This window comes from [Clostridium] scindens, assembly GCF_019597925.1.
In the GTDB taxonomy this organism is placed as follows: Bacteria; Bacillota; Clostridia; order Lachnospirales; family Lachnospiraceae; genus Clostridium_AP.
The window spans coordinates 3,431,869-3,451,922 of the sequence record NZ_CP080442.1 but is presented as its reverse complement, the minus strand read 5'-3'; the positions used below and the strand labels follow the sequence as shown (position 1 = coordinate 3,451,922).

General features: G+C 47.1%; 31 protein-coding genes. All 31 read left to right on the top strand.

All coding sequences use genetic code 11. The features are described from left to right. The first annotated feature begins 5 nt into the window (after positions 1 to 5). Positions 6 to 863 carry a MurR/RpiR family transcriptional regulator gene (locus K0036_RS16630; RefSeq protein ID WP_081724511.1) on the top strand — a complete coding sequence of 286 codons (858 nt, stop codon included), beginning with the start codon at positions 6 to 8 and terminating at the stop codon, positions 861 to 863. Positions 864 to 908: 45 nt separating this feature from the next. Continuing rightward, entirely contained in the window at positions 909 to 1,595 is a 687-nt protein-coding gene (locus tag K0036_RS16625; protein WP_220430218.1) for a D-lyxose/D-mannose family sugar isomerase, read from the top strand. Between the two features lie 15 nt (positions 1,596 to 1,610). Next, positions 1,611 to 2,483 (top strand): aldose 1-epimerase family protein, encoded by an 873-nt coding sequence (locus K0036_RS16620; RefSeq protein ID WP_220430217.1) that lies wholly within the window; start codon positions 1,611 to 1,613, stop codon positions 2,481 to 2,483. A gap of 142 nt (positions 2,484 to 2,625) precedes the next feature. Next, entirely contained in the window at positions 2,626 to 4,560 is a 1,935-nt protein-coding gene (locus K0036_RS16615) for a sensor domain-containing diguanylate cyclase (RefSeq protein WP_220430216.1), read from the top strand. A gap of 120 nt (positions 4,561 to 4,680) precedes the next feature. After that, the gene (fba, locus tag K0036_RS16610; protein ID WP_220430215.1) at positions 4,681 to 5,544 is read left to right on the top strand and encodes a class II fructose-1,6-bisphosphate aldolase; all 864 of its coding nucleotides are present in this window, start codon (positions 4,681 to 4,683) and stop codon (positions 5,542 to 5,544) included. A 158-nt stretch (positions 5,545 to 5,702) separates the two neighbouring features. Next, positions 5,703 to 5,897, top strand: a complete 195-nt coding sequence (locus tag K0036_RS16605) for a helix-turn-helix domain-containing protein (RefSeq protein ID WP_117684733.1) — start codon at positions 5,703 to 5,705, stop codon at positions 5,895 to 5,897. Positions 5,898 to 5,923: 26 nt separating this feature from the next. Then, positions 5,924 to 6,199 (top strand): hypothetical protein, encoded by a 276-nt coding sequence (locus K0036_RS16600; protein ID WP_118064113.1) that lies wholly within the window; start codon positions 5,924 to 5,926, stop codon positions 6,197 to 6,199. Between the two features lie 368 nt (positions 6,200 to 6,567). Beyond that, a complete protein-coding gene (locus tag K0036_RS16595) occupies positions 6,568 to 6,747 on the top strand; it encodes a hypothetical protein (RefSeq protein WP_220430214.1) in 180 nt (59 codons plus the stop codon). Positions 6,748 to 6,909: 162 nt separating this feature from the next. Continuing rightward, the gene (locus K0036_RS16590; RefSeq protein WP_220430213.1) at positions 6,910 to 7,671 is read left to right on the top strand and encodes a rolling circle replication-associated protein; all 762 of its coding nucleotides are present in this window, start codon (positions 6,910 to 6,912) and stop codon (positions 7,669 to 7,671) included. Between the two features lies 1 nt (position 7,672). Then, positions 7,673 to 8,173: an RNase H family protein gene (locus K0036_RS16585; RefSeq protein WP_220430212.1), complete on the top strand. Its 501-nt coding sequence runs from the start codon at positions 7,673 to 7,675 to the stop codon at positions 8,171 to 8,173. Further along, the gene (locus tag K0036_RS16580; protein WP_158580506.1) at positions 8,151 to 8,393 is read left to right on the top strand and encodes a hypothetical protein; all 243 of its coding nucleotides are present in this window, start codon (positions 8,151 to 8,153) and stop codon (positions 8,391 to 8,393) included. Before K0036_RS16585 ends, K0036_RS16580 begins: the two co-directional genes overlap by 23 nt. 2 nt (positions 8,394 to 8,395) lie before the next feature. Continuing rightward, positions 8,396 to 8,881 (top strand): hypothetical protein, encoded by a 486-nt coding sequence (locus K0036_RS16575; RefSeq protein ID WP_118634875.1) that lies wholly within the window; start codon positions 8,396 to 8,398, stop codon positions 8,879 to 8,881. A gap of 9 nt (positions 8,882 to 8,890) precedes the next feature. Further along, positions 8,891 to 11,014: a PcfJ domain-containing protein gene (locus tag K0036_RS16570; RefSeq protein ID WP_220430211.1), complete on the top strand. Its 2,124-nt coding sequence runs from the start codon at positions 8,891 to 8,893 to the stop codon at positions 11,012 to 11,014. Positions 11,015 to 11,024: 10 nt separating this feature from the next. Further along, positions 11,025 to 12,377, top strand: coding sequence for a hypothetical protein (locus tag K0036_RS16565; protein WP_220430210.1), 1,353 nt, complete (start codon positions 11,025 to 11,027; stop codon positions 12,375 to 12,377). Beyond that, positions 12,374 to 12,757, top strand: coding sequence for a hypothetical protein (locus K0036_RS16560; protein ID WP_117684581.1), 384 nt, complete (start codon positions 12,374 to 12,376; stop codon positions 12,755 to 12,757). The genes K0036_RS16565 and K0036_RS16560 overlap by 4 nt, the downstream gene beginning before the upstream one ends. Continuing rightward, a complete protein-coding gene (locus K0036_RS16555; protein ID WP_220430209.1) occupies positions 12,726 to 13,076 on the top strand; it encodes a hypothetical protein in 351 nt (116 codons plus the stop codon). Before K0036_RS16560 ends, K0036_RS16555 begins: the two co-directional genes overlap by 32 nt. Next, positions 13,055 to 13,300: a hypothetical protein gene (locus K0036_RS16550; RefSeq protein WP_118064101.1), complete on the top strand. Its 246-nt coding sequence runs from the start codon at positions 13,055 to 13,057 to the stop codon at positions 13,298 to 13,300. The genes K0036_RS16555 and K0036_RS16550 overlap by 22 nt, the downstream gene beginning before the upstream one ends. A gap of 12 nt (positions 13,301 to 13,312) precedes the next feature. Then, entirely contained in the window at positions 13,313 to 13,570 is a 258-nt protein-coding gene (locus K0036_RS16545) for a LexA family protein (protein WP_220430208.1), read from the top strand. Then, positions 13,563 to 13,976 (top strand): single-stranded DNA-binding protein, encoded by a 414-nt coding sequence (locus K0036_RS16540; RefSeq protein WP_117941928.1) that lies wholly within the window; start codon positions 13,563 to 13,565, stop codon positions 13,974 to 13,976. Before K0036_RS16545 ends, K0036_RS16540 begins: the two co-directional genes overlap by 8 nt. Positions 13,977 to 13,985: 9 nt before the next feature. Further along, positions 13,986 to 14,324 carry an ASCH domain-containing protein gene (locus K0036_RS16535; RefSeq protein WP_158370222.1) on the top strand — a complete coding sequence of 113 codons (339 nt, stop codon included), beginning with the start codon at positions 13,986 to 13,988 and terminating at the stop codon, positions 14,322 to 14,324. Next, complete coding sequence (locus K0036_RS16530) at positions 14,321 to 14,689, top strand: hypothetical protein (protein WP_117684571.1); 369 nt, start codon at positions 14,321 to 14,323, stop codon at positions 14,687 to 14,689. Before K0036_RS16535 ends, K0036_RS16530 begins: the two co-directional genes overlap by 4 nt. A 2-nt stretch (positions 14,690 to 14,691) precedes the next feature. Next, complete coding sequence (locus K0036_RS16525; RefSeq protein WP_220430207.1) at positions 14,692 to 15,291, top strand: hypothetical protein; 600 nt, start codon at positions 14,692 to 14,694, stop codon at positions 15,289 to 15,291. Next, entirely contained in the window at positions 15,288 to 15,785 is a 498-nt protein-coding gene (locus K0036_RS16520) for a hypothetical protein (RefSeq protein WP_220430206.1), read from the top strand. The genes K0036_RS16525 and K0036_RS16520 overlap by 4 nt, the downstream gene beginning before the upstream one ends. Before the next feature lie 72 nt (positions 15,786 to 15,857). Next, the gene (locus K0036_RS16515) at positions 15,858 to 16,250 is read left to right on the top strand and encodes a hypothetical protein (RefSeq protein ID WP_220430205.1); all 393 of its coding nucleotides are present in this window, start codon (positions 15,858 to 15,860) and stop codon (positions 16,248 to 16,250) included. After that, entirely contained in the window at positions 16,208 to 16,552 is a 345-nt protein-coding gene (locus K0036_RS16510) for a hypothetical protein (protein WP_220430204.1), read from the top strand. The genes K0036_RS16515 and K0036_RS16510 overlap by 43 nt, the downstream gene beginning before the upstream one ends. A 12-nt stretch (positions 16,553 to 16,564) precedes the next feature. After that, complete coding sequence (locus K0036_RS16505) at positions 16,565 to 16,978, top strand: hypothetical protein (RefSeq protein ID WP_118064089.1); 414 nt, start codon at positions 16,565 to 16,567, stop codon at positions 16,976 to 16,978. Positions 16,979 to 17,105: 127 nt separating this feature from the next. Then, positions 17,106 to 17,447 carry an HNH endonuclease gene (locus K0036_RS16500; RefSeq protein WP_117684566.1) on the top strand — a complete coding sequence of 114 codons (342 nt, stop codon included), beginning with the start codon at positions 17,106 to 17,108 and terminating at the stop codon, positions 17,445 to 17,447. Between the two features lies 1 nt (position 17,448). Further along, positions 17,449 to 17,739, top strand: a complete 291-nt coding sequence (locus K0036_RS16495) for a hypothetical protein (RefSeq protein WP_220430203.1) — start codon at positions 17,449 to 17,451, stop codon at positions 17,737 to 17,739. A gap of 1 nt (position 17,740) precedes the next feature. Beyond that, positions 17,741 to 17,953: a hypothetical protein gene (locus tag K0036_RS16490; protein WP_117684563.1), complete on the top strand. Its 213-nt coding sequence runs from the start codon at positions 17,741 to 17,743 to the stop codon at positions 17,951 to 17,953. Positions 17,954 to 18,047: 94 nt separating this feature from the next. After that, positions 18,048 to 18,365, top strand: a complete 318-nt coding sequence (locus tag K0036_RS16485; RefSeq protein ID WP_059085968.1) for a P27 family phage terminase small subunit — start codon at positions 18,048 to 18,050, stop codon at positions 18,363 to 18,365. After that, complete coding sequence (locus K0036_RS16480) at positions 18,343 to 20,040, top strand: terminase TerL endonuclease subunit (RefSeq protein ID WP_259283332.1); 1,698 nt, start codon at positions 18,343 to 18,345, stop codon at positions 20,038 to 20,040. Before K0036_RS16485 ends, K0036_RS16480 begins: the two co-directional genes overlap by 23 nt. Positions 20,041 to 20,054: the final 14 nt, after the last annotated feature.

Below are 20,054 nucleotides of genomic sequence, written 5' to 3'. Positions count from 1 at the left end.
TTGAGGTGTCAAAGTTGAGTAAAAAGAACATTCTGGACAGAGAGGTGCTCGAAGTCATCAAAGAGCAGTATGATCATATCTTTTCGGCGGAAAGGAAAGTGGCGGACTTTGTATTGCAGAATCCGCAGAAAGCGGTGGATTCTAACGTATCCGAGCTGGCGAAGCAAAGCGGGGTAAGCGATGCGACCGTAGTCAGGATGTGCCATCACATCGGCTATACCGGATATTACCAGTTCCGCATTTCCCTTGCGAGGGATCTGGGGAAGAAGCAGTATGGCAGTTCGGCGCTGGCTGAAAGCAGGGATGCCGTGGAGAAGCTGTTCCAGGAGTATGCGCAGACGATGCTCGCCATCGGCTCAAGGATTGACGCGGATGTGATGTGGAACTGCGTGAATCTTCTGAAGACCTGCAAGGAGGCGCATATCATGGCCGTAGGAAATACGAGCCCTCTGGCCCAGTATATGGGATTCAGGCTGGGACGGCTGGGAATCAAGAGCACATACAATGTTGCTGCAGAATACTTCATGAATCACGTGAATCTGGCGGACGAGGATGATCTTCTGATAGCCATATCGCAGTCAGGAACATCAAGACAGGTCATCCAGGGACTGGAACTGGGAAAAGAGAAAGGACTTAAGAGCATAGCGATCACGGCATTTGCCCAGTCCCCGGTGTCGAACCTTGCAGATTATGTACTCCTTTCTACCGGTAAGGAAGAACCGTTCAGTTTCTATAAAGGGTATGCTCATATGAATGAGACCGCGGTGATCGACGCGCTTCTTAACTTTGTCACGAATGAGGAATTGATCAAGACTACGCAGGCAGACAAGCCAGAGATGATATTATCAGAATATAAGGTATAATCCGTACTCTGCTTTTTGAGCATATATGGAGGAGGAAATATTACTATGAAACGTTCAAGAATCAATCAAGTTATAAAAGATATGGAGCGATTAATCAAGGAGCATGGGTTTGAGATGCCGCCTTTTGCAGCATGGACCGCAAAGGAGTGGCAGGACATCGGCCATGAATACGACGAGATCCGTGACAATAAGCTGGGCTGGGATATTACGGACTTTGGCCTTGGCAAGTTCGATGAGGTCGGATTCTCGTTATTTACGATCCGTAACGGCAACCAGAAGATGCCGGAGAAATATAAGAAGACTTATGCGGAGAAGCTTCTGATGCTCTATGAAGGACAGACGGCGGCAATGCATTTTCATGCCAGCAAGATGGAGGACATCATCAACAGAGGCGGCAATGATGTCTATATTACGGTGTACAACGGAACGCCGGATGAGAGGATGCTGGATACGGATGTGACCGTATGCTCCGATGGAAAGACCAGCCAGGTTCCGGCGGGCACAAAAGTGCTTCTGAAGCCCGGACAGAGCATCACCATCACGCCGTATATGTATCATGACTTTATCGTGCCAGAGACCGGCGGCCCGGTCCTTCTGGGCGAAGTGTCCATGTGCAACGACGATGACAATGACAATTTCTTCTATAATAAAGAAGTGGGACGCTTCCCGGCGATCGAGGAGGACGAAGCGCCATACCGCCTGCTGTGCAACGAATATCCGCAGGCAAAATAGTCAGGAGGCACATACATGGAATATCAGCTGGATAACGGATGCCTTCGCTTGCTGGTGTCTTCCTGCGGCGCGCAGATGCAGGCAATTGAAAAGGACGGCGCGCAGTACTTATGGGACGGCAATGAAGAATACTGGCCAGAGCGCGCGCCGCTTCTGTTTCCCTTCGTGGGAAGATTTACGGAGGGCAAGTATCGGCTGGATGGGCAGGAGTATGAGATGGATATCCATGGGTTCGCCCGGAAACTTCCATTTCAGGTGACGGAGCAGACGAAGGAAAAGATCAGTTTGGAACTGCGGGACAGCCAGGAGACGTATGCATCCTATCCTTATCATTTTGTATTGCAGGTATCATATACGCTGCAGAAAAACAAGATCGGGATTGAGTACCAAGTACGGAATCTTTCAGATAAGACGATGTATTTTGGAATCGGAGGGCATCCGGGGTTCCGGGTTCCGCTGGAGAATGGCCTGGATTTTGAAGATTACTATCTGGAATTCGCGAAAGAATGCCGCCCGGAGCGCGTGGGGCATACGAAGGCCTGCTTTTTAAGCGGCGTGAATGAAGAATTCCCGTTGGAAGATGGCCGAATCCTGAGGATGAGCCACGATCTGTTTGACGATGACGCGATCGTGCTTGCGCATATGGCAGACGTGGTCGCATTAAAGTCTGATAAGGGAAGCCGGCAGGTAAGGGTAGCCTATCCGGACCTGCCCTATCTTGGACTCTGGCATGCGCCCAATACGGACGCGCCTTATATCTGCATCGAGCCATGGACGTCCCTTCCATCCAGGCAGGGAGTCGTGGAAGACTTCCAGTATAAAAGCGATCTTATAAGACTTTGGCCTGGAAGGTCATATGTAAACCTTTGGAGTATTACAATAGAATAGCAGGCCTAGAAAAGCGGACAGTTCTGGCTGTCCGCTTTTTGCCTGTCCGGATATTGGAAATATATTAGAAAAACCTATATGCCGGATGAAAAGCGTGGTATAATTTAAAAAAGAATCCAAGATAGACAGAAGGAGGGCGGATATGCAGAAGATATTTAAGAAATATACGATAATCATCATATCAATCGCAGTTCTGTCTATTCTTGTCATTAATTTCTTCCTATCTGCTAAAAGTCTGGAGAAGCAGCAGTTTAACACCTTCAGCGTAAAGATTGGCCAGGTGATCCAGACGATGGAGCGCAACCAGTCTGAACTAGAATCTATCACCGAGAACCTGGATGAAGATTACCTGACCCGCGCCAAGGCGGCTGCCTATGTGGTGGAGAAGAATCCAAGCGTCTTGGAAAGCGTGGAAGAAATTCAAAATCTGGCCGAACTATTGAATGTCGATGAACTTCATGTGTCAGACAGCGCGGGCATTATAGCCTATTCTTCCGTACCCCGGTATATTGGACTGGATTTTCACGGTGGAAAGCAGATGCGGGGATTCCTGCCCATACTGGAAAGCGATGCCGAAGACGAATATGTCATCCAGGAGGCGCAGCCTAATACGGCGGAAGGAAAGATGATGAAGTATGTAGGCGTTTCCAGAAAAGGAATAAAGGGGATCGTCCAGGTAGGCTTAGAGCCGGTAAGACAGCTGGAAGCCCAGGAAAAGAACACCTATGACTACATATTTTCCAGATTTCCTACCGAACAGGGGGAGGAATTCTTTGCCATAGATACGAAGGACGGTTCCGTGATCGGATATACCGAGGGCATGGAGGCGGCTGACGAAGCGCAGACCTACAGCGTAAGCAGTCTGAAAAAGTATGAAGATGGCGGCTACTGGAAGGATGATAATGGAGAGAAAAGGTATATTGTTACAAGGATGTATGACCACGTGCTGATCGGAGCGTCCATCTCCGAAGCCGTACTGTACCAGCCTTTTTGGAGAAACATCCTTCTGACATTCCTGTATCTTGCCCTCGTGGAAGTCATAGCGGTTATCCTGTTGAATTATCTGGTAAAGCAGAAGGTGGTCAGCGGCATCCATCATATTCTGGAAGATCTGTCCCACATTACCAAAGGGGATCTGGACACGAAGGTGGAAGTGGGCGGCAATCCGGAGTTCCAGGATCTGAGCGATGGCATTAATACCATGGTCAATAGCATCGTCAGGACGACGGACCGCATTTCAAAGATTATCGACATCGCGGAGATTCCGCTGGCGGCATTCGAATATCAGGAGGATATGAAGGATGTGTTTGTGACGTCCCGCCTGAATGAACTGCTTGATCTTCCGAAGGAGGAAGTAGAGCGGATATCCAGAAGTCCGGGCCAGTTCCTTGAGATGATCCGCACTATTATGAAGAGCCCGATTGAAGGCGAGCCGGATGTATTCTGTATCCATGATAAGAAATATATACGCATCCATCTATCGGTGGATGACGGCCATTATCTTGGCGCCGTCCTGGACGCGACGAAGGAAGTGCTGGATAAGAGGAGGATGTTCTATGAAAACAATCACGACCAGCTGACCGGACTAAGGCGTTACGCTTACTTTAAATATCAGGCTTCCCAGTGGATGGAGCAGATGGAGAAGGATGAAATATGTGCGGCTGTGATGATGGATCTGGATGAATTCAAGCGGATCAACGATACGTATGGACATGACGTGGGCGATAAATATCTGGAGAGTTTCGCAGCTTTGCTAAAGGGGCTGCCACAGGAGCACTGCCTCGTATCCAGAAGATCCGGAGACGAGTTCTGCATCTTTATCTGTGGATTCCAGGATATCAGCGAGATACAGAAGATTCTGAAAGAACTGTGGAGAAAGCTTAGAGAAGAAGAGGCAGTGATCACGCAGGATGTGATCCGCAAGATCAGGGCTTCAGGGGGCGTGGCATATGCCCGGGGCCAAAGCCGGCTGCTGGAAGACCTGCTTCTTGAAGCAGATCAGGCGCTCTATGAAGTGAAGCGGGAGAATAAGGGCCTTTTCAAGGAGTATGATGCGGACAAATGCCAAGAAGCTTAAGGATGTCTTTGTTCTTGTCTTTTCCCGGGTAATGAGATATAATAAAAAAAGCGAAACTTAATACATGCCGTGCGGGTGTCAAGGCATCTTGTGAAGGCAGAGGAATTGGAGGAGTTTTATATGTTAGTATCAGCAAAAGAGATGCTTGAAAAAGCAGTCGAAGGCCACTATGCAGTGGGACAGTTTAACATCAACAATCTGGAATGGACAAAGGCTATTCTTCTTACAGCAGAAGAGTGCAAGTCACCCGTTATCCTGGGCGTGTCCGAGGGTGCAGGCAAATATATGACAGGATTCAAGACAGTATCCGCTATGGTAGCTGCCATGATCGAAGAACTTGGGATCACGGTACCGGTTGCGACACATCTGGATCACGGCACATATGACGGATGCATGAAGTGCATAGAGGCAGGCTTTACCTCCATCATGTTCGACGGATCCAAATATCCGATCGAAGAGAATGTTGCAAAGACAAAAGAACTGATCGCCATCTGCAGAGAAGAAGGAATGTCTATCGAAGCAGAGGTCGGAGCGATCGGCGGAGAAGAGGACGGCGTTATCGGACAGGGAGAATGCGCGGATCCTCAGGAATGCAAGATGATTGCTGATCTGGGAGTTGACATGCTGGCAGCAGGAATCGGCAATATCCATGGAAAGTATCCTGAGAACTGGGCCGGATTAAGTTTTGACACTCTGGACGCGATCCAGAAGCTGACCGGAAAGATGCCATTGGTACTGCACGGAGGTACGGGGATTCCAGATGACATGATTAAGAAGGCGATTGATCTTGGAGTGGCTAAGATTAATGTTAATACAGATTGCCAGTTATCTTTTGCAGATGCTACACGCAAGTACATCGAGGCTGGAAAAGACCTTGAAGGAAAGGGCTATGACCCACGCAAGCTTCTTAAGCCAGGCGTAGATGCGATCATGCAGACTGTAAAGGAAAAGATGGAATTATTCGGTTCAGTTGGGAAAGCTTAATTGCTGAAGAATGATAAATTGTAGAATGAAATTCGACAAGAGATAGAAAAATCTCTTGCCGGATTTCTTTTTTATTTACGGCGAGAAAAAGAAAGCGTGCAAGAGTGAAAAACAAGCTCTTGCACGCTTATTTTATTTTCGGAAAGGATGTGAACATAGTGGCAAGAAAAAAGACAAAGAGACTCCGGTATGAGGACAGAGTAATTATTGAGAGAATGAGCAAGGCTGGAAAAAAAGTGGCTGATATAGCCAATGAGATCGGCGTTCATAGAGATACGATCTATAAAGAATTTACACGATGCGGAGCCACTAAAGAAACGTATAGTGCAGAAAAAGCACAGAGAGAAATCTAATTGCGCGGGCGCAAAAAGGAGAAAAGATGAACAGAAAACAGAGACGAAAGATACGGAGAATCGCGGGAAAAATCAGAGGATGGATTTTGACGGCCATGGCAATCATGGCGGCATACCTGGTATTGTGCGGAGTCGGGATCACAGAGATGCCAGAATGGGGACCGGACTGGTATCCGGTGCAGATCTGCATGGTTGTGATCGGCGGGGGGTGGCTGATAATGTTCATGGCCGCAAACGGAGCTTTCGATGAGATGGATTTATATGATGACGAAGATGAGGAGGATGAGCCATGGGAGGAGTAGGGATTTTCCTGAGTGGAATGGCAGCAGGAGCTTTTCTGGGTGCACTAACAGTGGTAGTGATCGCACTGGTAATGGCAAAACGGAAATAATGAGGAAAGGAAAGAGCGCTCTCTGCATGGGCAGTCCATAGGCCGGTCCGATTCCGGCAGAGCGCAATCCGCGGAAAGGCATCCGCGAATATGCACAGCAAGCCAACAGCTGGCGCATAGGTACCGTGAAAAAATGGCGGTGGTCACTCCAAACCAGAGAGAGTGTGGATGTTCAACAGGTTTTCGCCCTTTTTAATGTGAAAAGGCAAACACGGTATACAAGAGCCGAACAAAGGAGAGCGGTCAGAATGATAAGAGCACCGCCGAAAGGATAAATCAATGAGTAGACATGTAATGGGAGAGAATCCTGTGAAGATTATCAGATGGAGCGGACCTGTGACATTTCCATCCGGAGAGGTTGGATATATGATCTGCAGATCCGGAAGTCTGGAAGAATGCCGGGAATATGCCGAACAGGTAGAGAAAGAGTTCGGAGTAACCGTGGAGGCAGTAATTTGAGCAATAAAAAAGCTGACGTTTCGGAGACGCCAGCCGGTTCACAATAAACGTGAATAACCTAGAATCATAGTACCATTGTGGGCCGAAAAAGTCAAGAAAAACGGGGCATGAGCTGACCCCGTTCGGACTTGATAAAGATATTAAAGATAGGACACAGAGACTATGGTTAAGAGAAAGAGATACAGGTTCAGACAGGGAGATGTCATTGATGTAGAGGAGTTCCATGATGGCAGGTATGGAGGTCCTGGAACAGGGAGGGCAAAGAGAGCCAAACCGACAGAGGAACAGATGAGGGCGGTCAATGCTCAGAACAAAGCCAAGAGGTGCAGACAGAGAATGCTGGAGTATTTCAAAGAGGGAGACATCTTTGCGACATGGACCTATGAAGTGAGAAACAGGCCACCAGATATGCAGGCGGCATTGAAAGATTTTCAGAAAGCCATGAGATACGTGAGACGTGAGTTCAAAAAGCGAGGATATGAGGTTTTCTGGATCAGAAACATAGAGAGAGGCACAAAGGGAGCCTGGCATATCCATCTGGTCATCAATGAGATTGGAGACACAGCAAGTATCATCACAAAGGCATGGACAAAGGGAGGAACCTGGTCCATTGAAATCAAGAATAGCAAATACTATGACGAGGATTTCACAAAGCTAGCCAACTACATGACCAAGGATGAGCATACCACTGAGGAGAAGAAAGACGGGAAACCGGGGAAACCGAGACTCAGCGAGGCAAGTTATAACACAAGTCGCAATATGCCATTGCCGGAGCCAAAGGTTGACAAGCTCCGAAGATGGAAAGAAGAACCAAAACCCAAAAAAGGATATTACATTGCCAAGATCCATGAGGGTATCAATCCGGTAACGGGGTACAAATACCGGAGATATACAATGATTCGGTTGAAAAGGAGGCGGGAATAAAATGCAGCAGGTAAAAATCTACATAGAGACAGACAGCTCCTCTCCGAAAGCAACAGAGAAACACTATGGATATGTGCTGGAGGTAATGGTCTCCGGCCAGGCAGTAACCCGTGAGGGTTTTGGAAAGATAACAGGGACATATCATCAGACCGTACTGACAGCACTGGCAAAAGCCCTGGACAGGTTCAACCAGTCCTGTGAGGTCTGCATCTGCACAGAGGATGATTTCGTTCTCAATATGCTTGAGCGCAACCTGGCAATATGGGCCGGGAATGAGTTTCTGACAAGTAAGAGGAAACCAGTGGCCAATCAGCAAGAGTGGATGGAGATATGGAGACTGTCAAACAGGCATCTCATACTGACAGAGCCGGGAAAGCATGAATACACCGGCTGGCTGCAGGGAGAAATAGAAAAGCGAAAGAGGGACAATGATGGAATACAAGATCACGATCATGAAATATCAGCTGATGTTTCCAAAAATGACAAAAAAGCTGTTCGATGAAAAAGAGAGAATATACCAGATCACAGTCATCTGCATCAGACTGGACGAACTCCAGACAAAAGGAGCGGTACTACAGAAAATGGGAAAACCGACAAAGAACGGTACCAAAATGACGTTTGCACCAGTGCAGAGCGCTGGAGAGTATGAGGCAGAGATGCAGAGAATCCTGGAAGATGGAAAAAAGCTGGGCATGAAATTTGAAGATAAAGAGGAGGAATAGCAATGTTTGAGAAGTTTGGAGAACTCAATTCTTTTGGAGAAATCAATGAGCTTGCGGAGAATCTGTTCAATGAGGGAGACACAGAGTCACTGAGAGCCATGGCAAAGGAGAACGGAATCCAGAGTGATTTCGTGGATATGTATCTGCAGGGAGAAATTCCGGCACTGTGCGATCAGCTGACAGCGGCACTGGGAAAGATTGACGTTGAGGTGGCAGAACTGAAACCGAAAGAAATCATGGAGGACTGGGTGGAGTACCTGAGAGGCCAGTGCATGGAAAATGAGTTGCTGGCATTCAATGTCCGGAAGAAAGGAAAGTCACTGAAAGGCTGCATAGCAGCGCTTTTGATGTGGTCGTTCAAGAATCAGCAGACCGTGGACAAGGATATCATCAAGGCAGCAGGCGTATCTGCAGGAAAGGTCACGCTGGGGATCCCGGGCATGGCCAGAGCAAAGCAGATCATCACGGACTACTACATGGGAAAGTAGGTGGGACGGATGAAAAAGAAAGCGATTGAAAAAATACCGTATTTCGGGTTAAAGAAAACCAGCAGAAAGAAAGATGTCAAATACATTGGTGTCACGGCGGTCAAGATTGTTGGACACGAAAAGCATCTTTTCCTGGAGGTATACAGGAACAAAAAAGAATCAAAAGAAATACCGATGGTGCGGATCGTGCTCACAAAAAAGGATTTCGGCACATATTGGCCGGAAAAGGAAGAATGGACGAGGCAGAAAATAAAGCCGGACAGCTGTTATGGCCGAGTGATATGGGGAGAAGAACATCCCACATGGGAGCAGGAGAAAAAAGAAAATATACTCCAGAGCACAGAGGATCTGGAAAGGATAAAGAAGTTCTGCAAAGCCAACGTATACAACGAGGAGCACTGGTGGGAATACATATACAAACATGAGGACGATATTGTAATAACGGCAAGACGGAACAGAGAACACAAGGTGTATATGCGCCGCCAGGAGGCACTGGCAGATAGAATGGCGCACACCAAAGAACTGCCGGAGAAAGAGATCCTGGACAGAGCTGACAGATTGTATTTTCACAATCAGCATTATCTGTATTACAAAAAGCATGGTTGCTGGGCACATATAGCCTGCAGCAAGTGCGGAGGAGTTACAGATGCGAGATGGAAAAGCGGAATTTCCTACGAAAGCCAGTTCCAGAGATGGACGGAAGAACCGAGAGAGGGGCACTATGGCACCTGTCCAATGTGCGGAGCGCGTGGAGAGTACAAGTGCCAGGGAAAAGTGAAAGGCACTTGTGACAAATATATCTATCTATTCCTGGGACAGAAGTACAAAGAAAACGGAATGGTCATGCGTTATGTGGAAGTTGGGAAAAAGTGGACACTAGGATTCATTTGTGGGGATAAAGGTCCGGAGATGTACAACGCAAGTGAAGAACTCTCCGGAGTGGAGATTGCGAGAGCATATTTTGAGCCAGGGAAAAAAGTCCAGATAGACTATCACAAACATGATCCGTACATGGGGAAAGATTTCTGGGATGACTGCAATTTGTATGGAATGGCAAATATCCCTATCAGTGCCGGTCTGATCATGTCAGAGACATACGAAGAAATGAAAGGGACAATATTCCAGTACAGTGCATTACAGGAATATGCAAAGAACGTCAGGGAGGTCAATCCGATTGACTACCTGGAGCGTTACAGTCAGACGCCACAGATTGAGGTTCTGGTAAAAATGGGACTGACCGATGTGGTAGAAAAACTGGTCAAATGTTACTACGGCATTGTTGCTGATGAGAATGCAAGACGGCCGGATCAGTTCCTGGGAATCCGAAAGGAAAGAGTAAAGCAGCTCATCAGAAAGAAAGGAGACACACACCTACTGGGAGTCATGCAGATGGAGAAACGCCAGGGACAGAACTGGACGGATGAACAGGTGGAGCATCTGGCAGAAACGGATTTGAGTGGAACACAGGTGGAAACGGCCACCAAGTACATGACATTGCAAAAATTACTCAACCGTATAGAGAAATACGCTGGCTGTAAGTATGGGACGGAGTGCAGCAGTGCTTTAGCCAGAATCAGACACACGGCCACAACCTATGCAGACTATCTGAGCATGAGAATAAACCTGGGATACGACCTCAACAACACGGTATATCAACAGCCGCAGGACTTAGAGGCGGAACATAACAAAATGGTCATGGAAACCAACAAAGAAGAAATGGACAAACACCTCAAAGAGGTGGCAGAGCGTTATCCGGAGATTCGGCACGTTTACAGAGGACTCAGAAATAAATATCTCTACGAAGATGATAAATATATCATCAGACCGGCCAGATCGGCAGAGGAAATTGTCATGGAGGGGCGTTTGCTCCATCATTGCGTGGGAGGAAACACATATCTGGCCAAGCACAACACTGGAAAGACGTACATACTGATGCTGAGATTCAAAGAAGAGCCTGACGTTCCGTACATCACGGTTGAGATAGATGCAAAAAATCCAAGGATATTGCAGTGGTACGGGGACAAGGACAAAAAACCAGATGAAAAGAATATGCAGTCATGGCTGAACACCTGGCTGATGAAACTGAAAACAGGAACGCTGACGGAAACAATCCAGACGGCGGCCATAGCGTAAGGAGGTAAACATGGAATATGTGCAGATGACCCTGGATGACTGGGTACAGATGAAACAGAAATTGAAACAGGAACTCCTGGGAGTGAAACAGAGTTTTGTCCGGATCGGATACGCTCTGAGACAGATTGACGATCAGAAGCTCTACGAACAGGACGGATACAAAAGCATAGCGGAATTTGCTCAGGCCGAGTATGGCCTGGGACCGTCTATCACAAGCAGGTTTATGAGCATCAACCGGGAGTATTCCATTGATGGATATTCCGAACAGCTCCGGCCGGAATATGCAGAACTGGGCAGGAGCCAGTTGGAGGAGATGTTGAAACTGCCGGACACTGACAGACAGATGATTCAACCGGAAACGTCCAGAGAGGATATCAGAGAGCTGAAAAGGTTTAACAAAACCGAACCGGCAGCAGGCGTGGCTGATGATATCAGTCAGCTGGTCGAAAAATTCTATCAGGACAACGAACTCATACTCAATGCAGTATATGGCGAGGAGTTTGATGAGCAGACAATCAACAGATTCATTGAAATAGTAAATCCGGCCGGAAACCGTTCGTACAAAAAAGGACTGTATTTCATGATGATGTATGAAAACCGTGTCACATTTAAGAAATTCGGAGATACGCCAAAGGATATGACCTGGTGGGAGTTCTATCAGCTGACAAGGGAGATTTTCGATGATACGGCAGCAGGACCTAAGACCTGGCAGAACCATTTTGGAGGAGCAGACGATGAAGAAAGCACAGTACAGGATACGGCCGATGAGCCAGGAAGAGAAGAAACTGCAACAGAAGCTCCTAAGCCAGAGGATGACGGTGGAGCAGTTGGAGAAATTGGCGCTGATGATGTCCAGGAGATTGAGAAAGGAGGCATGGAAGATCATGGAGCAGCTGATGAAGCAGGAACAGGACAAGAGGAAGATGACACCGATGGAGAAGAAAGCGGCCAAGCAGATTGTGAAGAACCTGCAGAGAGGACCGATGAACAGACAGGAGCGCAGAGCCAGGGAGAGGAAATTGCGCCCGCGCAAAAATCCACGGAAACACTAGAAAAAGAGGAGGTTGAGGATGATGAAACCGGAGAAAATGAAAGCTCAGACGCAGAAAATCAAACAGCAGAATCTGAACCGGAAACGGCCGAGAGAGAGCAGACAGAAGAAACAGAAGTCATAGAGGCGGTATATGGTACCAGAAAAGAGTACATGGACAGGCTGTCAGAGCAGGGAATGGCGGAATATATGGCTGATGAATACAAGAGCCACCGGTTGCTAGTGACAGATCTGGCAAATACATGGAATCTACGCAAATGGCTCAGCGAAAAAGTTGACCGGTTCGGAAAGCCGATGGAGGACGCAAGATGATAAAGATGACAAGAGTTTACGGAGATATGTATGTGCCAAGAGAGTACTGCACGTTTACAAATCCGGTAACGAGTGGAGGAACTGAGGAAGTTGACTATGTAGATATGCCATGCGAGAACGGATGTGAAAAAGAGTGTGAGAATTGTACATTGCAGAAAATCATGAATGAGTATGCGAGGCTAACAAGGCAGGATATAGACGAGAAGAAACGACATTGTGAAGAATGTGAAAACTATAAAGAAATCAGAAAAGGGCCGAGAGGAGGGAAGAAAGGAATATGCAGGATACTCAGACCATCGGAAGTGAGAAACGGACGAGCGAGAGCCTGCAAAAGATTCCGAGAACAAAATGAACAAACGACAGGCAAAGAAACAGTATAAAAAGATCCACGGTCACAATCACCCAAAAACAGCGGTAGCAGTGTACACGCCAGAGGAAATAGAGGCAATGAAGATATACAACAACCTCACACCAGAGGATATTGAAAGAATAGCGAACAATCTGAGAAGTGCAGCCGCAGAAATGTTCAAAGCACTCCAAAGAGTTGCGGAGAGCATGGCCAGAGTGTTTGAAGATATGGGAAAGAAATACAGCAGACCAGTTATAGAGACAGAGGAGCCGCCGGTGGTAGTGGCCAGAACCCTGTCAGAAAGGAGAAAGAAGTGCAGGAGAAAAGGGTGGAGAGTATCAGAGAGGTAGATTTCTCTGGTCTGAAAGTCCCATTTGTAGCGGTATACGGTCATCCGGACGATTTCCCGGACAAATACGTGGCCAGAATCTACGAACTGGACAGAGCGACAGATACAATCATGGTCAAAGAGACACTGGAAGAAATAGAAATGGATATCAAAGAGCACACGGCCATGACATTCATTCCAAGAGGGACGGCAGATGTGCCGTCTCTGGTGGGCGTCTGGATGTAGGAGGGCAGCAGTATGAGAAGTGCAAAGGAATACAAAGCAATCCGGGAAGAAATCTATAGATTTATCGGCGCATACATAACAAAACACGTATACGCGCCAAGTAACAAAGAGATAGCAGAGGCTGTAGGAATATCCGGAACAACAGTGCACAGACACATCATTGACATGATTGATGAGGGCATTCTGGAGACTGATGCAGAACCAGGAACACAGAGAGCAATACGGATCAGAAACACACAGGTAGTGAAAAGGAGAAAAAAGAGTGAATAAGGTCATTTTGATGGGACGTCTCACACGAGATCCAGAGGTGCGATACTCAGCAGGAGACAATTCCACAGCAGTTGCCAGGTACACACTGGCAGTCAATAGGAGATTCAAGAGAGATAATGAACCGACAGCGGATTTTGTTCCGTGTGTGGCGTTCGGTAAGGCGGCGGAGTTTGCAGAGAAATGGTTTCGCCAGGGAATGCAGGTGGCAATTTCTGGAAGAATCCAGACAGGGAGCTACACCAACAGAGAGGGCAGAAAGATCTATACCACTGAGGTAGTCCTGGAGGAGCAGGAGTTCGCAGAAAGCAAAAGAGACGGAAATGCACCGGTTCCACAACCTGCAGATGCTGGAGATGGATTCATGAACATTCCGGACGGCATTGAGGACAATATTCCATTCAACTAGGAGGACAAGATGCTGATATTACCAATAAAACGAAAATGGTTTGATATGATCCTCTCCGGAGAGAAGAAAGAGGAGTACAGAGATATCAAGCCATATTATGACACAAGGCTCCTGGACGCATTCGGAATGATCTGGGTGGGAGATGAACTGATCCGCGCTCCGATGCCGGAACTGCAGAAAAACAGAGTGCAACTGGTGGCATTCCGGAACGGATACGGGAAAGATGTACCGACAATATGGACAGAGTGCTCACTATCGGCCGGATATGGCCGGGAAGAATGGGGAGCAGAACCAGGAAAGAAATATTATATTTTAACGATTGAGAACATAGGAGGCATGAAGCTATGAGAAACATAATCAACATGATAATCAAAATTGCAATCATCTGGGGAGCAGCATGGATGTTCCCGGAGTATGTAAAGATACAGGATACAAGGACAATGGTTCTGGTAGTGGCAACGCTCCTGATAGCGTCAATCGTTCTGACAGTGATAATGATGGGAGTCTTGATTCTGGCGGCACTGCCAGGAAACGGGGTGGGAATAGGAATAGCCATGCTGATAACGATCATCATGGCATTAGCATCCGGAATAATACAGCTGATGGCAGCAGTGCATTTTGTTCCTGGATTTGAGATACACGGAAAACTCACATACATCATTCTGGCGTTACTGATGGCCGTATTTTCGATTGAGGAGAAAAAGGAGGCATAACAATGTTTTTATCAACGAGTGTATTAAACAATTTGATGAAAAAGGCATACAAGACCGGCCTGGTGGTAGCCAGGACGCAAGATGCACAAGGAAATGATTGGCTGTATCTGGCCGGATCATACTGGGAGGTAAGTGTCAACAAGGATTTCATTCCAAAAAAAACACTGGGAGACATCATCACACTGATCGGAGAGCTGCCAAGACCGGGAGAACGGTTCAAGGCAACGAAAGAGGGAAACCAGATCGAGATTGAGATGCCGATGGCAATAAACGAGGAGGGATTCGGAACGGATACTCTGACCATCACCGACGTGCTACTGATCGGAACACAGGGAACCGTTCAAAGGCTCCTGCAGGATGAGCAGACCGGCCAGATCTATCCGGTCAACAACGTGTTTGTTTCGATTATCAATAATGCAATGGTAGAAGAGGACAAGGGAGAATATACAGTCACGGAGCCACTTTTCGATCCGTTCAGAGGAATCCTGTGGAAAAACAATGTCTGCAAGCTGAGAGCACATTTCCGGACAGATGACAAGAACATCAAGGTTTTGAAAAGCCTCAAAGGTGTAGATATCACGCCGGAGGTGCCAGAGGAATGATGTACCCAAAACCACAGCGAAAGAAAAAACGGAAAAAGCATAAAGCCAGTATCCTGCACTGCAAGGATGGCACTTGCTATCTCTGCATGAAGTTAAAAGGGGACTATCGGAGATATCCGGTAGTCCATGAACATCACATCTACGATGGCCCTAACCGCCAGAACTCTGAGGCGGAGGGCTTAAAGGTGTATTTGTGTCTGGACCATCATATCATGGGGCCGGAGGCAGTACATAACAATCACAAGAATATGCGGATACTGCACAGAGACGGACAGAGAGCCTATGAGAGAACGCACAGCAGAGCAGAGTTCATGAGTCTGATCGGCAGGAACTATCTGGACGAAGAAAAACAGGAAGAACCGAAAAAGGACACAAAAGACGGGTTCATGTTCCTGGAACAGGACTGTATTGGCTGTTTTGGTGCATCAGAGAATCAATGCGAGCGTTGCGAGGAGAAAAGACATGATAAAAAGACTGAGACACTGGCTGATTGAGGCCAGAAAGAAGAAATGCCACCATTGCTGCCTGTGGTGCGAATGGTGGCGCATATGCGAGGAGGACAAATGATGGAGGATATGATTGCAATAGAGCTGGCCGTTATTATAGTGGCCATGTTCGCGATCGCAGTCGGATTCGATTGCATAAAAGACGGAATGTGCGATATAGGAGCAGTGATTCATGACATCATCACGGCTCCTGTCCGACATTACAGACAGAAAAAGCTCATGGAACAGATGAAACGGGAATGGGAGAATTACCTGGAGAAGAACAGGGCAAAAATGGTCAGGAATTTGATGAAAGAGCAGCAGAGACATTTTTCCACGAGCATCGGAGAAAAGCACACTGTAGAGGAGTGGGGAAAGGCTCTGGAAAAATTTGCGGAGTATCAATGCCAGCAGGATAAGGAGGAAAGAACATGGCAGGATCATATCATGGACAGGTTCACGAGGAGAATTTGAAAAGACTGGAGGAGTTTCATCAGGTATCAAAGAAAAACAGATACAGAAAGTGCCTGGTCACTTGCTCTGAAAAGAATCCAAAGGGCAGGACGAGAAAAGTACAGAGAAAGGCACTGTTTCATAAATGGGATGAAATCAAACAGGTTATAGATGCGTCTCCGATGATCGGAGGACACCCAGGAGGCCAGATAGCGTACACATTGGGAATTGTGGAATTTATGGACGGAACCGTGGGACAGGTATCTCCGGGATATATAAAATTTCTGGATACTGAGGACTTTGTGGGAGATTGTAACGAGTAGGGAGGAATAAAGATGCCAAACGTGCGACCACTGAACAAAAAGAAATATGGGATAAGCAAACACGCATTCGGAACGGCATACTCATATTGTCTGCAATATCCGGAATGGAGAGAGGAGCTGGGCAGCAGGACATCAACCGTCAAGAGTCCTCAGATAACCGGAATGCCAGGGGCGCACAGTGGCAGTGATGCAACAGCAAACCTGGCAGAGCGCAGAGTAGAGTTGCGTGAGAAGATGCAGAAAGTTGAGGATACAGTCAGGGAGGCGGTAGGGGACAATAAGAGCCTATATGAGTATCTGCTGGAATATGTGACAACGGAGGGAGCAACGTTTCACTGGATGAAGCAGAAAGGGATACCATGTGAGAGGACATATTTCTATGAGGTCAGAAGATATTTCTATTACCTCATGGCAAAGCGGATCTGAAAGTGCGGTACTCACAGGACAACTTTTATGTTATATTGATAAGGTCCAAAAGATGAGAACCAAGATTCTCAGACATTATCCCTCACAAAGGCTCCGGAAAACCCGGAGCTTTTTCGTTGGAGGAGACATGACACAAGAACAGATTGATTATGTGAAAAAGTGCATCAGAGAGGACATTCACAGATTCTACGTGTGGGGACCATGGAAGAAAGTACGTAGAGAGGTTCTGCAGATGGATCATGGAGAGTGCCAGAGATGCAAGGCAAAGAAGATATACACGAAAGCTACGACAGTGCATCATGTGAACTATGTCAAGAAACATCCGGACATGGCTCTGGAGATATGGTATGAGTGGCATGGTGTACGAAAAAGGAACCTGGTCAGTCTGTGCCACGACTGCCATGAGGCAGTGCATGGATACAGGAAACCAGAGAAGAAAGAAACTCTGACAGAGGAAAGGTGGGATTGATATGGCAAGGACAAGCGATACAGCAGATTATATGGTCACACAATGCCAGGCGTGTGGAATGCTGAATGTGATACCGAGAGAGTATTCAGACGGTCGAGTGTGTGCGGATTGTTCCGGAGGGCCATTGATGCCGATGGGATACGCAATACTGCAGGAGAGACCAACGAGCAGAATCACGGTGCAGGTAGATGTGGAACGTGACCAGTTAGACAGATTGATTGATGATGTGGCAGCAGTCAATGAGACTGTGGACGGAATCATTCAGAAGATAGGGAAAATAAAAGAGGGATAACATGAAGCAGGAACAGATCATCAAATGCGGAGGACAAAAGATAAAGGTATTCAACTGTGATCCGGAAAAGAATACGCAATGTGACAAAGAGTTCTGTATGCATAATATAAATGCAATAGACGGGCTGTGCAATCACACAACGAATCCGGATTTTGCTCTGGAAATTGGACAGAAAGCACAGAAAAAAGCGTATACCCCCGGTCGAAAAAATTAGCGTTTTAATTTCGACCACGGAGACCGGTGGGTGGCCTCGACAACGCCGAGAAAGTTCGCACATGATAAAAAAATAAAAAATAGGGGGTGGGAATATGGCGCAAAAAAAATCGGATATATTAGAAAGTTTAATTTCTCAGCTTGAGAAAAAACAGGCTGATATTTCATGTTTTTTGGACCTCATAGATGACTATATGGCCCTCTACGATATCAAGAAAAAGCTAAAAACAGACATAAAAAAGAGAGGAGTATCCTATGAGGCACAATCTGCATCCGGCAAGGCCACCATCATAAAACAAAATCAATCCGTCAAAGATCTGGTGGCCGTAAATAAGCAAATGCTTATGATATTGGACAAGCTGGGTCTGACCACGGAGAAAACCATAAGGGATGACGATGATGACAAACTGTGATCCACGAATAGAAGCCTACATGGAGGCAGTGGAGACAGGAAAAGTGGAGGCGTCCAAAGATGTCAAGGCACTGATGAAACATGTCAGAAAGTGTTTTGAGACGGAGGACATCTATGTGGACCAGCAGCAGCTGACGGACTACCTGGGACTGGCACGATATTTCCCGTATGATGAGGTTTTTCCGTGGCAGCAGTTCGTGATTGGACTGCATGACTGCACATACTGGAGGGAAAATGGACGGCCAAGGTGGCCAGATTTGTTCTGCCTGATTGGGCGAGGTGCGGGAAAAGACGGAACAATAGCGCTGGAATCAACGGCACTGGCATCCGAATACAACGGAATCAGAGAGTATGACGTTGATATCTGTGCGAACAATGAGGACCAGGCTCTCCGGCCGGTACGGGATATCGTTGGAGCATTCGAGCAGCCTAAGTGGCTCAAAAAGCTCCAGCGATTTTTTAAGTGGACAAGGGAGAAAGTGGTCTGCAAGAGCACAAGGTCAACAATAAAGGGACATACAAACAATCCGGGCGGAAAAGATGGTCTCCGCTCCGGAATGGTAGTGCTCAATGAGATTCATCAGTATCAAGACTATAAGAATATCAATGTATTTACGACCGGCCTGGGAAAGAAGAAACACCCACGCCGGTCATATTACACTACCCAGGGAGATGTCAGGGAGGGACCGCTGGATGATCTGCTGGAGACAGCAGAGGGAATCCTGTTCGGAGGAGAACCAGACAACGGCCTACTACCGTTTATCTGCCGGTTGGACAGCAAGGCAGAGGTACACGATGAGAAGAACTGGGAAAAGGCTAACCCATCATTGAGATACCTGCCGGATCTCATGGAGGAGATCCGGAAAGAATACAGAGACTGGTTAAAACGGCCTGAGAAGTTCACGGCATTCATGACCAAGAGAATGAACCTCCCAGACGGTTCCAGCGAGATCAAAGTGTGTGCTTATGAAAGAATCAAAGCCACTAACAGACCTGTACCGGTAGATGATCTGGTGGGAAGAATGTGCACCTGTGGCATCGACTTCTCAAAAGTCACTGATATGATTTCCGTCAATCTCCATTTCAGAGACGTGGATACCAGGTATGATCTAAACCATTCCTGGCTCTGCCTGCAGTCAAAAGACTTGCCAAGAATAAAGGCACCATGGAAAGAATGGGCGGATCAGGGACATATCACACTGGTTGATGATGTGGAAATCCACCCGGAGCTGATCGTGGACTATATTGCAACTCAGATGGAATACTATTCGATCAAGAAAATGGCAATAGATGATTTCCGTTATGCTCTGGTGGCCAAGTATCTGCAGAACATTGGTTTTGATGCAAAAGTGTACAAAAACCTAAAACTGGTAAGACCGTCAGACATCATGAAAGTTGCGCCGGTTATAGACAGCTGTTTTGCAAATGACTATTTCGTGTGGGGAGATAACCCGGTGTTGCGTTGGGCAACAAATAACACAAAGATGGTCAGATACGGCCGGAAACCGGGAAAGGAAGACGATGCCGATATTGGAAACTTTGTATATGCAAAGATTGAGGCAAAGTCAAGAAAGACAGACCCATTTATGGCATTGGCCGCATCTATGACGGTAGAGGATGACCTGCCGTATGCTCAGAGCGTAAGCGCGCCGGATCTGGGCGTATTCACATATTAGCGCAGAAAGGAGGA